Consider the following 13,693-nt stretch of genomic DNA (forward strand, 5'->3'; position numbering starts at 1 on the left):
CGCAAGCCGGTAGGGGCGGGCGCTTTCCGCTAAAATGCCGGCTTTCCTTTTGTCGTTGCCTTCCGTCCATGCATCTGTCCCTGCTGAAAGCCAAGATCCACCGCGCCACCGTCACCCATTCCGAGCTCAACTACGAAGGCTCGATCGCCATCGACGGCCTGCTGCTGGAAGCGACCGGCATCCGCGAATTCGAACAGGTCCATATCTGGGACGTCACCAACGGTGCGCGTTTCAGCACCTATGCCATCCGCGCCGAAGAGGGCAGCGGCATCATGTCGCTCAACGGCGGCGCAGCGCGTCACGTGCAGGTGGGCGATCTGATCATCGTGGCGGCGTTCGCCAGCATGAGCGAAGACGAAGCCAAGACCTTCAAGCCCAATCTGGTATATGTGAACGCGCACAACGCGATCTCCCACACCAACCACAGCATCCCCACGCAGGCCGCATGACACAGACCAACGGATTCGACGCGCTTCACGCCCACGCCCAGCGCCTGCGCGGCGCTGCCATCCCCGCATTGCTTGCCGCCGAGCCGCAGCGGCCCACGCAGTACGCCAGGCAAGTCGGTCCGTTGTATTTCAACTTCGCGCGGCAGAAGTATGACCGCGCCGCGCTCGATGCCTTGTTCGCCATCGCGCGCGAGCGCGATCTGGCCGGCGCGTTCCAGCGCCTGTTCCGTGGCGAGCAGGTCAATGTCACCGAACAACGCGCGGCCTTGCATACCGCATTGCGCGGCGATTTGACCGACGCGCCCGTGGCATCGGAGGCCTACGCCACCGCCACAGAAGTGCGCCAACGCATGGGTGCGTTGATCCAGCAGCTGGAAGCGACCGAGGTCACCGACATCGTCAGTGTCGGCATCGGTGGCTCGGACCTGGGGCCGCGGCTGGTGGCCGATGCACTGCGTCCGGTGAGTGGGGCGCGGTTCCGCGTGCACTTCGTCTCCAACGTCGACGGTGCGGCGATGCAGCGCACGCTGGCCACGCTGGATCCGGCACGCACCGCCGGCATCCTGATCTCCAAGACCTTCGGCACCCAGGAAACCCTGCTCAACGGCAGCATCCTGCATGCCTGGCTCGGTGGCAGCGAGCGGCTGTACGCAGTCAGCGCCAACCCCGAGCGCGCCGCCAAGGCCTTCGATATCGCACCGGGCCGCGTGCTGCCGATGTGGGATTGGGTGGGCGGGCGCTACTCGCTGTGGTCGGCAGTGGGTTTCCCGATTGCATTGGCCATTGGTTTCGAACGTTTCGAACAACTGCTGGAAGGCGCCGCGCAGTTCGATGCACATGTGCTCAACACGCCCCTAGAAGAAAACGTCGCGGTGCTGCACGGCCTGACCGCAGTGTGGAACCGCAACCTGCTCGGTAGCGCCACGCACGCGGTGATGACCTACGACCAGCGCCTGGCGCTGCTGCCGGCGTACCTGCAGCAGCTGGTAATGGAGAGCCTGGGCAAGCGCGTCAAGCTCGACGGCTCGGCAGTGGACAGCGATACCGTGTCGGTGTGGTGGGGCGGCGCGGGCACCGATGTACAGCACAGCTTCTTCCAGGCGCTGCATCAGGGCACCAGCGTGGTGCCGGCCGATTTCATCGGCACCGTGCACAACGACGACCCGTACGCGGAAAACCATGTCGCGCTGATGGCCAACGTGCTGGCGCAGACCGAGGCGCTGGCCAATGGCCAGGACAGCAGCGACCCGCACCGCAGCTACCCGGGCGGCCGCCCGAGCACGGTGATCCTGCTCGATGCGCTCACCCCGCAGGCACTGGGCGGGCTGATCTCGATGTACGAGCACAGCGTCTATGTGCAATCGGTGATGTGGGGCATCAATGCGTTCGACCAGTTCGGCGTGGAGCTGGGCAAGCAGCTGGCCAGCCAGTTGCTGCCGGCGCTGAAGGGCGAAGCGGCCGATGTGGCCGACCCGGTGACTCGCGAGCTGCTGAGCAAGTTGCGCGGCTGAGCAGTTGCGCATCGTACAGACAGAGAACGGGGCCTGCGGGCCCCGTCTTGTTTTGGACGACATGGCCGACTGCGCTGAGGTCAAAATGGACAAATTTCCTAAATTGGGAATTTGAGAGTAGGCTGATCGCCGTCACTCCGTCCGGACTGCCCCCATGTCGCGCTTCCAGGATCTGCCCGATCTCGAAAAATCCCCCGCTGCCGACATCAAGGTAAAAGGTTGGCCCAGCCTGATGCGCAAGGTGCGCTCGCATGGGGCGGTGGTGATCACCAACCACAATCATCCCGAAGCGGTGGTGGTGGATGCCGAGGCGTATCGGCGCCTGGTCAATCAGGCGAGTGCGGCGGCCGCAACCTCGGCGCGCGCGCAGTCGCTGCAGGCATTGCAGGCGAAGTTCGACGCGCATCTTGCCGCAGCGACCGAGGGTGCGGGCGTGGCCAGGGCGATCGCCACGCCGGCACGCCGCGGCCGCAAGGTCGCCTTGGGCCCGTCGCTGTAAGCGATGGGCAATCTTCTGGTGCTGGCTGGCGTCAATGGCGCAGGCAAGAGTTCGTTACTGGGTCGTTTTCTGCAAGAGGACGGCGCCACCTGGTTCAACCCGGACGCCTTCACCAGGGACTTGGTGGAGCAGGGCTGGGCGCCTGCGGAAGCGAACGCGCAGGCCTGGCAGGAAGGCGTACGGCGGCTGCGCCAGGCCATGGCCGATAACAGCGATTTCGCCTTCGAAACCACGCTGGGCGCGACGACCATTCCGCGCCTGCTGCGCGAAGCCTGCGCCCAGCACACGGTGGCGGTCTGGTTCTGCGGGTTGGCGACGGTGGAGCTGCACATCGAGCGCGTGGCGGCGCGGGTTGCGGCTGGCGGACATGCCATTCCCGAACACAAGATCCGCGAGCGTTACGATGCCTCGCGCGCCAACCTGATCGCGTTGCTGCCCGATCTGGCCGTGCTGCATGTCTACGACAACAGCGCACCGGCCGATGCCGCGGGTCAGGCATCGCCCATGCTGGTACTGGAACTGGACCGCAGCGGCCTGCAATACCCGCAGACGCCGGACGAATTGGCACAGGTACCCGATTGGGCCAAGCCCATCGTGATGACGGCGCTGGAGTTACGGCAGTGCTGAGCGGCGCACTCAGGCACGTGCGTCAGATCCGTCTCACCGACGTAGCCAGAGACCCATCGACCGTACCCGTAGGAGCGCACCGGCGCGCGACAGGCCACATCGGCAACGCTCCTCGTGCCCGTGCGCGCTCCTACCGGTCTGCGACAGCAGCGGGAATGCCCCGCTGCACGTGTCGGCTGTCGCGTCATGCAGCGCCGCAACTGGAAACGGCAGCGCTTACGCCTTGCTCAACTGCACGGCCATCGGGTCGCCGGTGAGATAACCCACCGCTCCACCGAAGCGGTCCTTGTAGTTGGCGCGGACCAACGGATCCAGGGTGGCCTTGACGGTGTCGTGCAGCGGGCTTTCCCAGTCGCCGGGATGCTGGAAGTTGCTCATCACGTAGGTCCAGCCGTGGATCTCGTCGACCGCGTGCAGGCCGGTCGATTCGGCGCCGGCCGGCACCGACAGCACGCGCGTCAACGTGCCGCTGTCCACGTTGTAGGCCCACAGGAAATTGTTGACATGCAGGCTGCTGTCTTCGCCGATGAACAAGGTGCGCAGCGATTCGGAGAACTTGAGATTGTCCGGGTTGGCAATCCGTTCGGGGTCGGCCAGGTTGCCTAGTGCGTCGGCCTTGGCCAGGTTGTGGCCGGTGAGGGCAGCCGGGGCGGCCATGTCGATCGGCACCCAATCGCTGTGGATCGGGGCGCCCTGGCTGTCGCGCTGGCCGCCACGCAGGTTCAAGGCGTACACCGCGCCAGCTTCCGGACCCTGCACTTTCACATCGCCCGAGCCGTTGAGCATGCTGGTGACGATGTAGGACATCGCCATGTAGGCGACCTTGTCGCGTGCGTTGACGGTGGTGCCTTCGAGCTTGGTGAAGCCCAGGCTGCCGCCGGCCAGCGCGGCATAGCGATGGGTTTCCAGATACGTGGCAGCCTTCTCCATGCCGGGTTTGATGCGGATCCAGTTGAAGGTGCCGTTGAACGGAATCTTGGTGAACGAGGCATCGCCCGGGTCGCTCAGGTGCACGTCGAGGATGTCGGCGGCGGTAAGGCGGTCGGCCATGGCCTGGATCTCGGCACTGGTGGCGTGGCCGAGCTTGATCCAGCGCAGCGTGGCCGCGCCCGGGCCGATGCCCGAGGTCTGGTGCCACTTGCCGACATACAACGTGCCGGCGGAGAGATCGGCCTTGCGGTCGGCGATGAACATGAAGAGCCCGCCGTTGGTCGCGTCGTCGCCCATCAGCACGGTGCGCTGGTCGGGCATCACCTGCACCAGCTCGTGCGAGATGCGGCCCAGGCAGTAGTGCTTGCGCACGCTGCCGGTGCCGTCCGGGTGCACGGTGATTTCCGGCAGATGGCCGTAGTGGTACGGATTGGCTTTATTCGGGTCGCCGTACAGATGCGTGCTGTAGCTGCGGAACTGGGTGTTGCCGGCCAATGCCGTGGCATCGGGCTCGTATTCTTCGCTGGACAGGTGGGTATTCCACGGCGACAGGCTGGCGCCGCAGGTGGTCCACAGCCCATGGACCGGTGCGGTGTCGACGTTGTGGTACTTCACCAGCGACAGCTTGCCGGTGGCCGGGTCCTGATCCAGCGTCAACACGGCGATCGGCGCAGGCAGGTGACGGTTGGTGTCGTTGCCGGCCTGGTCGCGGGTGGTGTATTCGAACTGCACCACTGCGAACACGTGGTTGCCCTTGACGCCTGGCACCTTGGCATTGGGCAGGGTCAGTAGTGAGGAGCCGTCCGGGCAATCGGAAAAGAACGGACGTTCGGCACCGGGTTTGGAGCGGTCGATGATCGGGCGATGCTGGATGTCGTAGTAGCCGCCAGCCAGCACGGTGCCGCCGTTGCCGTCCGGCACCTGATCGCCGGTGATGAAGAAGGGGTGGTAGGCCAGTGCGTAGCGCTGCGTGCTGCCGTCGCTGCGGGTCACGCTGAGTGCCGAACCGACCGTGGTGGTGGCCATTGCCGCCGGGTCGGCCAGGCTCGGCGCCGGCATGCCGTGGAAGGTGGCCGAGACCAGGCGGGTCGGGTTCTCCGATGGCCGCAACGGGCGCGCGGCCCACGCCGCACCGCCAAGCTGTTGCAGGGCGGCAGCGCTGGCGTTGCCGAGCGGCAACAGGGGAACGGCCGCCAGCAATTGCATCAGGCGACGACGGGAGGGGTCGGGGGAGGGGGACATCGAAACTCCAGGCAAAGGCGACGATCGACGATGGCAATGGCGCATCGCCAAGCCGGTCACGCTAGGCCGCTGGTATGACACTTGTTTGACAGCAGGCTCACCCGTTGGCCTGGGTTCGAACGTGTCGTGGCAAGCGAGCGCTGCCAGGTTCCCTTGACACGCCGATGCTGCGCATTGGTCAGACCGGCGGGTGGTGCGATGCAGCAAAGTGCATCTGCTCGCGCTGTCAGACGCGGCAGCGGATTGGGTGGTTTTGCGCGGTTTCACAGGTGCTGCCGGTATTCCAATGCTATAGCCGCGGCCAATAAGTTGCCCGGTATTCGGCATACGGGCAGCTGTGGTTGACAGGGTAGGGGAATCACGCAAGCGTACGCCGCCTAATGGCCTGCGGCGCAACGCATCGCCGTGGGAGAACCACCCTGGAGAAACGAATCTTGGACAAGCTGCTCCGTCGTACCGCCGCGCCCGTCGCGCGTCGCGCCCTCTGCCTGGCCACCGCTGCGGCGGTGCTGATGCTGGCCGCCTGCCAAGGCAAGGACACTGCTGCCGAAGCGAGCAAGGCCGCCACGGCCGCCGCACCTGCCGAGGCGTCGACCGCCATCCATCCGGACCAGTGGCCGTCGCCGAAGTGGCCGTTCCCGCAGGACGCGGCGCTGGAGCAGCGCATCACCGATGTGATGGCCAAGATGAGCGTGGAAGAGAAGGTCGCCCAGACCATCCAGGGCGATATCGCCAGCATGACCCCGGATGACGTGCGCAAGTACCGCATCGGCTCGGTGCTGGCCGGCGGCAATTCCGATCCGGGCGGCAAGTACAACGCCAGCCCGGCCGAATGGTTGAAGCTGGCCGACGCGTTCTATGAGGCGTCGATGGACACTTCCAAGGGTGGCAACGCGATTCCGATCATCTTCGGCATCGATGCGGTGCACGGCCAGAGCAACATCGTCGGCGCCACGCTGTTCCCGCACAACATCGGCCTGGGCGCCACGCGCAACCCGGACCTGATCAAGAAGATCGGCGAAGTCACCGCTGCCGAAACCCGCGTCACCGGCATGGAGTGGACCTTCGCGCCCACCGTGGCCGTGCCGCAGGACGATCGCTGGGGCCGCACCTACGAAGGCTATTCCGAGTCGCCGGACGTGGTGGCCAGCTTTGCCGGCAAGATGGTCGAAGGCGTGCAGGGCGTGCCGGGCACGCCGCAGTTCCTGGACGGCAGCCACGTGATTTCCTCGGTGAAGCATTTCGTCGGCGATGGCGGCACCACCGACGGCAAGGACCAGGGCGACACCAAGGTGTCCGAAGCCACCATGCGCGATATCCACGCTGCCGGTTATCCGCCTGCGATTGCCGCTGGCGCACAGAGCGTGATGGCCTCGTTCAACAGCTTCAACGGCGAAAAGATGCACGGCAACAAGGTCATGCTGACCGACGTGCTCAAGGGCCGGATGAATTTCGGCGGTTTCGTGGTCGGCGACTGGAATGGCCACGGCCAGGTCAAGGGCTGCACCAACCAGAACTGCCCGGCCTCGTTCATTGCCGGTGTCGACATGGCGATGGCCGCCGACAGCTGGAAGGGTATCTACGAAACCGAACTGGCGGCGGTGAAGTCCGGCCAGATTTCGGCCGAGCGTCTGGACGATGCCGTGCGCCGCATCCTGCGTGTGAAGATGCGCCTGGGCCTGTTCGAGGCCGGCAAGCCGTCCAAGCGCCCACTCGGTGGCAAGTACGAATTGCTCGGCGCACCCGAACACCGTGCGATCGCCCGCCAGGCGGTACGTGAGTCGCTGGTGCTGCTGAAGAACCAGGCCGGCATCCTGCCGCTGAATCCGACCAAGCGCGTGCTGGTGGTGGGCGATGGCGCCAACGACATGGGCAAGCAGTCCGGCGGCTGGACCCTGAACTGGCAGGGCACCGGCACCAAGCGCAGCGACTACCCCAACGGCACCACCATCTGGGAAGGCCTGGACAAGCAGATCAAGGCCGCCGGCGGCAGCGCCGAGTTGGCCGTGGACGGCGCCTACAAGACCAAGCCGGACGTGGCCGTGGTGGTGTTCGGCGAAAACCCGTACGCCGAATTCCAGGGCGATATCGCTACCTTGCTGTACAAGCCGGGCGATGAAAGCGAACTGGCCCTGATCAAGAAGCTCAAGGCCGACGGCATCCCGGTGGTGGCGGTGTTCCTGAGCGGGCGTCCGCTGTGGATGAACCAGTACATCAACGCCTCCGACGCGTTCGTCGCTGCCTGGTTGCCGGGTTCCGAAGGCGAGGGCATTGCCGATGTGCTGCTGCGCAAGGCCGATGGCTCGGTGCAGAACGACTTCAAGGGCAAGCTCAGCTTCTCCTGGCCCAAGACCGCGGTGCAGTTCGCCAACAACGTCGGCCAGAAGGACTACGACCCGCAGTTCAAGTTCGGCTTTGGCCTGACCTATGCCGACAAGGGCGACCTGGCGGCGTTGCCGGAAGAGTCGGGCGTGTCCGGCGAGCAGTCGGTAGGCGGGATGTACTTCGTGCGCGGCAAGCCGGCACTGGGTATCGCGATGCAGCTGTCCAACGCCGGCCAGGCCAACATGCCGGCAACCACGCTGCCGGTGGGCCTGTCCGATGGCAGCCTGAAGATGAGCGCAGTCGATCACAAGGCGCAGGAAGATGCGCGCCGCCTGGTGTGGTCCGGCAGCACCGCCTCCAGCGTGTTGCTGGTGTCCGCCAAGCCGGTGGACGTCTCGCGTGAGAGCAACGGCGATGTGCAGTTGCAGCTGACCCTGCGCCGCGACAGCGCCGTGACCGCGCCGGTGTGGCTGGGCGTGGGCTGTGGCGACAAGTGCGGTGGTCGCGTGGATGTGCGCAAGACCCTGGCCGCGCTGCCGCAAGGCCAGTGGAAAGTCGTCGGCGTGCCGCTCAAGTGCTTTGCAGTGGCCGGTGCGGATGTGAGTAAGCTGACCCAGGTCGCCAGCATCGAAAGCGCCGCCGCGCTGGACCTGTCGGTGTCCAAGGTGGCGCTGGGTGCGCTCAACGAAGCCGAAGTTACCGTCGACTGCCCGGTCAAGTAAGCAGCATTCCCGCAGGCGTGGGCGCGCCTGCGGGAGATCGGATGAAACAGGCGCGTCGCCAGTGCTGGCGGCGCGGTATAGCGGCCACCCTGATCGGTGGTGTCATCAGCCGCCGCGGGACGCGCGCGTCGATCGGCCGGGATGGCCTGCAGCTGCGGTTCGCCGCGCTGCCGTGACGCACGCCGTGCGTTGCGGCGGCATTCTGCAGGCCTGTCTGGCGTTCGATGCACATCCCAGAGCCAGACAGGAGAGTGCAGTGGGTTTGGCGACGTTGGATATCGTGATCGTGCTGGTCTACCTGACCGGCATCTTCGTGCTTGCGCAGTGGGTCTCGCGCGAGAAGGCAGGCCACAGCAAGAGCGCCGAGGATTACTTCCTGGCCAGCAAGTCGCTGCCGTGGTGGGCGATCGGCGCCTCGCTGATTGCGGCGAACATTTCGGCCGAACAGATCATCGGCATGGCCGGTTCCGGCTATGCGATCGGCCTGGCGATCGCCTCCTACGAATGGATGGCGGCGCTGACGCTGCTGATCGTCGGCAAGTTCTTCCTGCCGATCTTCCTGCGCAATGGCATCTACACCATGCCGCAGTTTCTGGAGCAGCGTTACGGCAAGTGGATCCGCACGTTGATGGCGGTGTTCTGGCTGCTGCTGTACGTGTTCGTCAATCTCACCTCGATCCTGTGGCTGGGATCGATCGCGGTCAGCCAGGTCACCGGTATGGACCAGACCCTGGCGCTGGCACTGATTGGCGTGTTTGCGCTGGTCTACCAGCTCTACGGCGGGCTGAAGGCGGTGGCGCTGACCGACATCGTGCAGGTCACCCTGCTGGTGCTGGGCGGGCTGCTGGTGGCCGGGTTGACCCTGGCGCGGATCGGCGACGGTGCCGGCGTGCTGGCCGGCTTCCAGCACCTGTGGAGCGCGCACCCGGAGCACTTCCACATGATCCTGACCAAGGACAACCCGTTCTACAAGGATCTGCCGGGCCTGAGCGTGCTGCTTGGCGGGCTGTGGGTGATGAACATCAGTTACTGGGGTTTCAACCAGTACATCATCCAGCGCGCGCTGGCGGCCAAGAACATCGGCGAGGCGCAGAAGGGCATGGTGTTTGCCGCGTTCCTGAAGCTGCTGATGCCGTTGGTGATCGTGGTGCCGGGCATTGCCGCGGTGGTGCTGGCGCCGGATCTGGCCAAGCCCGATCAGGCCTACCCGACCATGATGCAGCTGTTGCCGACCGGCATCCTGGGCCTGGTGTTTGCCGCGTTGGTTGCGGCGATCGTGGCCTCGCTGGCCTCGAAGATCAATTCGGTGGCGACGATCTTCACCCTGGATTTCTACGCCAAGTTCCGCCCGCAGACCGGGCAGAAACAGCTGGTGCGCGTAGGCCGTATCGTGGCCGCGCTGTCGGTGCTGATCGGCATCCTCACCGCGCGGCCGTTGCTGGGCAACTTCGATCAGGGCTTCCAGTTCATCCAGGAATTCACCGGCTTCTTCACTCCCGGCGTGGTGGTGATCTTCATGCTCGGCCTGTTCTGGAAGCGCGCCAACGAAGCCGGCGCACTCACCGCGGCGATCGGCTCGGTGGTGTTGTCGTTCGCGCTCAAGTTCGCCTGGCCCGAACTGCCGTTCATGGACCGCATCGGCTTGGTGTTCGTGGCCGCGCTGGTGTTGGCGGCGGTGGTGTCGTTGCTGACGCCGGCCACCCAGGCACGCGATCTGATCCGTACCAACGACGTTGCCTACGGCACCACGCCCGGCTTCAAGATCGGCGCGGCGGGCGTGATCGCAATTCTGATCGTGCTGTACACCGTGTTCTGGTAAGCAGTGATGTCTTGAAACGCGGCGCGGCACCTCGGTGTCGCGCCGCGCTGCGTTGACAGCCTGCCGTTTCGGCGGCGCGAGCCCTCGTCAAGCGCGTTTGGATGGCCCGCGGCAGCCACTGCGCCCGCGTGGCAGATGCCACTCAAGTACCGCCTGCGCCGCCGAGTGGTGGACGCGGTTGGTGTGCTGGCTGCGCTTAGACGCGTGCCGCGGCCAAGCTGGCGGCAAGCAGGTTGACCGGCGCGGCATGTTGCTCGTGCCACGGCGTTTCCAGCCAGGTTTCCAGCGCGGCGGCCGGCATCGGTTTGGCGATCCAGTAGCCCTGGCCTTCGTCGCATCCCCAGGCGCGCAATTGCGCGTACGCTTCCGCCGATTCGATGCCTTCGGCCACCACGCGCTGGCCCAGACTGTGGCCAAGCTGGATCATCGCCGGCACCAGGGTGCGGTCGGTGCGGCTGTCCGGCAGCGAACGGATGAAGGATTGATCGATCTTCAACGAACTGGCCGGCAGCTGCTTGAGATAGCTGAAATTGCTGTAGCCGGTGCCGAAGTCGTCGATGGCGATATGCACGCCCAGCGCTGCAATGGTGGCCAGTTGTTCGGCCAGGTGGTCGGGGTGGCGAATCATCGCGCTTTCGGTGAATTCGATTTCCAGCCGGCGCGGGTCCAGCTTGTGACGATCCAGGCCGCGCCGCAGCAGGCCGGCAAAGCCGGGGCGATCCAGATCAGCGGCCGACACGTTCAGGGCCAGGTTGAAGTCCAGGCCTTGCTGCTGCCAGCGCGCTGCCTGCGCGATGCCGTTGTCGATGACCCAGGCGGTAATGCGGTTGATCAGCGCGGTTTTCTCGGCCATCGGAATGAAATCCGACGGCACCACCGGGCCGATCATCGGGTGCTGCCAGCGCAGCAAGGCTTCCACGCCGACGCAGCGGTGGTCGTGCAGATCCACGCGCGGTTGAAAGTGCAGGCGCAGCTGGCTGGCGCTGTCCAGGGCCGCGGGCAGGGCGGCGAGCAGGCGGAAGGTATTGCGCTGGGCAACATCGTGCTTGCGCTCGTACAGGCTCCACGGCAGGCAGCGCTCGCGCGCAATATCCACCGAGGTGGTCAGCGAGCGGATGGTATCGGCGGCGCCGTAGCTGGACTGCAGCGAGACCGCGCCGATCGAAGCCACCGCGGTGTGCGGAATGCCCTGATGTTCCAAGGGCTCGGTGAACGCCTTGGCGACCTTGGTGCATAGCGTGGCCAGACGCTGGCCTTCCGCCTGCGCCAGGAAGCCGAAGGTCGTCGGGTCCAACCGATACAACAGGGTGCCGCCGGGCAGATAGGCGGCAAGGCGACGCTGTGCCAGGGCGACGTAGCCGTCTGCGTATTCCCAGCCCAGCGCCTTGACCATATCGCGGAAATAATCGCTGCCGCAGACATCGATGGCCACCGCCGTGGTGGCCGGTGCAGTGTCGCGTTGCGACAGCCAGGTATCCAGGTCTTCGCTAAAGCGCGCGCGGTTGGGCAGCCCGGTCGGACCATCGCGGTAGGTGGTACTGCGCAGGTTTTCCACGCGCAGCACGGCCAGGTCGCGCAGGCCTTCCAGTTGCGTGATTGCTGCTGCATCTAGTCCCTCGCGCGGGCTGGTGCCGATCACGCACAAGGTGCCGATGCTATGGCCATCGCGCAGCTTCAGCGGTGCGCCGGCATAGAAGCGAATGAACGGCGGCCCTAGCACCAGCGGGTTGTCGCAAAAGCGCGGATCCAGCCGCGCATCCGGCACCACCATCACTTCGTCCGAGCGGATCGCATGCGCGCAGAACGCCTGACTCCGCGGCGTTTCGCGCGCTTCCAGGCCAATGCGTGCCTTGAACCACTGGCGGTGCTCGTCCACCAGCGATACCAACGCAATTTCCGCGTCCAGGCTGCGCGCGGCCATGGCGGCCACGGTGTCGAACACCGGGTCTGGCGGCGAATCCAGCAGGCACAGGCCGCGCAGCACCTCGAGCCGGGTGGACTCGTCGAGCGTGGGCGGAAGAAGAGACGCGACAGAGGCAGGCAGGGAAGGCATGCGCTCGTATCGGCCTGAAGCGTGATCCCTTGATTGGCGATGATTGGCGCCGTTCAGTTGCAGCACGCGGCCCAGGCCGCGTTGGGATGCATGAACAGTGCCGTGTCCGCGCCAGACGCGCGTCGCACGCGATTCCAAGGCCATCTGCGCGGCGCTGTCGCAGGCCGTACGCCGTCTGCCGGGGCTGGAATGCGTGCCAACACCCACGCGCAAGGCGCATGTGTGGTCCGGTGGCAGCGCCTAAATATCCCGCGCGCGCTGCCGATCACCTTTTGACCGCAGCGGTGCCGACGCAACGCAACCATCTGCATCGCGCATGCAGCCAATGCTCTTTCGCCGATGTCTGCTTTTGTGATGTGCATTCGCCTTATGCGTGTCACGAATTGACACAGTCTTCACTCGCGCTGTGAGTTTCGCCATCGCGGCTCTTGTCATTTCTATTTTGGAATCATCGTGAATTCATTGCTGTCTTTTGCACAACGCACGCTCCTCGTCGTCGCCGGTCTGGCGCTGTCGTCTGCCGCCCATGCAGGGCTCACGGTGTCCGGTACGCAGTTGCGCGAGTCCAATGGCAACGCATTGGTGCTGCGCGGCGTCAACCTTCCGCATGCCTGGTATGCGGGCCGCACCGATGCGGCATTGGCAGCCATCGCGGCCACCGGCGCCAACAGCGTGCGCGTCGTGCTCAGTTCCGGCTACCGTTGGACGCGCACACCGGAGGCCGATGTGGTCCGCATCATCGCGCGCTGCAAAAGCCTGGGCTTGATCGCCGTGCTGGAGGTCCACGACACCACCGGCTACGGCGAAGACACCGCCGCTGCGAATCTGGTCAATGCGACCAATTACTGGATCGGCATCCGCAAGGCGCTGATCGGCAACGAAGACCATGTGGTCATCAATATCGCCAACGAACCGTTCGGAAACAGCCTAACTGCCAGCGAATGGGTCAACGGCCATGCCACCGCCATCGCCACCTTGCGCAAGAATGGATTGACCCACGCCTTGATGGTGGATGCGCCCAACTGGGGCCAGGACTGGCAGTTCTACATGCGCGACAACGCCGCTGTGCTGCTGGCCCGCGACAGCCGCCGCAACCTGATGTTCAGCGTGCACATGTACGAAGTGTTCGGCAGCGATGCCACGATCAACAATTACTTGCGCGCCTTCAACAATAAAAAGCTGGCGCTGGTGATCGGCGAATTCGGTGGCGACCATCGCGGTGCGCATGTGGACGAAGCGGCGATCATGCGCCGCGCGCGCGACTACAACGTTGGCTACATGGGCTGGTCATGGTCGGGCAACGACAGCAGCACGAAGTCGCTGGATATCGCGATCGGCTGGAATGCGGCACAACTGAGCACCTGGGGGCGCAACTTGATCCTGGGCGCCGACGGCATCACAGCAACCTCGCGTCGGGCAAGCGTGTTCGGCCCGTTGTGAGATGAAGTCCTGCAGTCGGCCGCGGTAGTTTTTCGGTACGCACAAGGGCACTCTGCAACGCTGTCGATCTGCGCGC

Annotated in this window: 10 protein-coding genes; 8 read left to right on the forward strand and 2 right to left on the reverse strand. The window is 65.3% G+C overall.

From position 1 onward, the window contains the following. Positions 1–68: 68 nt before the first annotated feature. The 4 genes from panD (at position 69) to HLH45_RS13720 (ending at position 3,086) form a co-directional block, all read left to right on the forward strand. The gene (gene panD / locus HLH45_RS13705) at positions 69–449 is read left to right on the forward strand and encodes an aspartate 1-decarboxylase (protein ID WP_008571260.1); all 381 of its coding nucleotides are present in this window, start codon (positions 69–71) and stop codon (positions 447–449) included. Beyond that, the gene (gene pgi / locus HLH45_RS13710) at positions 446–1,960 is read left to right on the forward strand and encodes a glucose-6-phosphate isomerase (protein WP_008571259.1); all 1,515 of its coding nucleotides are present in this window, start codon (positions 446–448) and stop codon (positions 1,958–1,960) included. The genes panD and pgi overlap by 4 nt, the downstream gene beginning before the upstream one ends. A 154-nt stretch (positions 1,961–2,114) precedes the next feature. Beyond that, positions 2,115–2,459, forward strand: coding sequence for a type II toxin-antitoxin system prevent-host-death family antitoxin (locus HLH45_RS13715; RefSeq protein ID WP_008571258.1), 345 nt, complete (start codon positions 2,115–2,117; stop codon positions 2,457–2,459). A 3-nt stretch (positions 2,460–2,462) separates the two neighbouring features. Beyond that, on the forward strand, positions 2,463–3,086 hold the full coding sequence (locus HLH45_RS13720; RefSeq protein WP_008571257.1) for an ATPase: 624 nt from the start codon (positions 2,463–2,465) through the stop codon (positions 3,084–3,086). 216 nt (positions 3,087–3,302) lie between these two features. Here the strand turns inward: HLH45_RS13720 and HLH45_RS13725 are convergent, their stop codons facing one another. Further along, entirely contained in the window at positions 3,303–5,258 is a 1,956-nt protein-coding gene (locus HLH45_RS13725; protein WP_033478420.1) for a PhoX family protein, read from the reverse strand. 434 nt (positions 5,259–5,692) lie between these two features. Here HLH45_RS13725 and HLH45_RS13730 point away from each other — a divergent pair, with 434 nt between their 5' ends. From HLH45_RS13730 to HLH45_RS13735, 3 genes are all read left to right on the forward strand, one after another. Further along, entirely contained in the window at positions 5,693–8,305 is a 2,613-nt protein-coding gene (locus tag HLH45_RS13730) for a glycoside hydrolase family 3 protein (protein ID WP_033478419.1), read from the forward strand. A 41-nt stretch (positions 8,306–8,346) separates the two neighbouring features. Continuing rightward, positions 8,347–8,481, forward strand: coding sequence for a hypothetical protein (locus HLH45_RS21935; protein ID WP_008571254.1), 135 nt, complete (start codon positions 8,347–8,349; stop codon positions 8,479–8,481). An 80-nt stretch (positions 8,482–8,561) separates the two neighbouring features. After that, positions 8,562–10,124: a sodium/sugar symporter gene (locus tag HLH45_RS13735; RefSeq protein WP_033478418.1), complete on the forward strand. Its 1,563-nt coding sequence runs from the start codon at positions 8,562–8,564 to the stop codon at positions 10,122–10,124. A gap of 196 nt (positions 10,125–10,320) precedes the next feature. Here HLH45_RS13735 and HLH45_RS13740 read toward each other — a convergent pair whose 3' ends face one another. Next, the gene (locus HLH45_RS13740) at positions 10,321–12,177 is read right to left on the reverse strand and encodes a putative bifunctional diguanylate cyclase/phosphodiesterase (protein WP_008571252.1); all 1,857 of its coding nucleotides are present in this window, start codon (positions 12,175–12,177) and stop codon (positions 10,321–10,323) included. Positions 12,178–12,630: 453 nt separating this feature from the next. Here HLH45_RS13740 and HLH45_RS13745 point away from each other — a divergent pair, with 453 nt between their 5' ends. After that, positions 12,631–13,617 (forward strand): cellulase family glycosylhydrolase, encoded by a 987-nt coding sequence (locus tag HLH45_RS13745; RefSeq protein WP_033478414.1) that lies wholly within the window; start codon positions 12,631–12,633, stop codon positions 13,615–13,617. The last annotated feature ends 76 nt before the right edge of the window (positions 13,618–13,693 follow it).

The organism is Xanthomonas euvesicatoria, from assembly GCF_013112235.1.
In the GTDB taxonomy this organism is placed as follows: Bacteria; Pseudomonadota; Gammaproteobacteria; order Xanthomonadales; family Xanthomonadaceae; genus Xanthomonas; species Xanthomonas euvesicatoria.

Coding starts and splice junctions, on each gene's coding strand:
- panD (WP_008571260.1), top strand. CDS start 69: ATGCATCTGTCCCTGCTGAAAGCCAAGATCCACCGCGCCACCGTCACC.
- pgi (WP_008571259.1), top strand. CDS start 446: ATGACACAGACCAACGGATTCGACGCGCTTCACGCCCACGCCCAGCGC.
- HLH45_RS13715 (WP_008571258.1), top strand. CDS start 2,115: ATGTCGCGCTTCCAGGATCTGCCCGATCTCGAAAAATCCCCCGCTGCC.
- HLH45_RS13720 (WP_008571257.1), top strand. CDS start 2,463: ATGGGCAATCTTCTGGTGCTGGCTGGCGTCAATGGCGCAGGCAAGAGT.
- HLH45_RS13725 (WP_033478420.1), bottom strand. CDS start 5,258: ATGTCCCCCTCCCCCGACCCCTCCCGTCGTCGCCTGATGCAATTGCTG.
- HLH45_RS21935 (WP_008571254.1), top strand. CDS start 8,347: ATGAAACAGGCGCGTCGCCAGTGCTGGCGGCGCGGTATAGCGGCCACC.
- HLH45_RS13740 (WP_008571252.1), bottom strand. CDS start 12,177: ATGCCTTCCCTGCCTGCCTCTGTCGCGTCTCTTCTTCCGCCCACGCTC.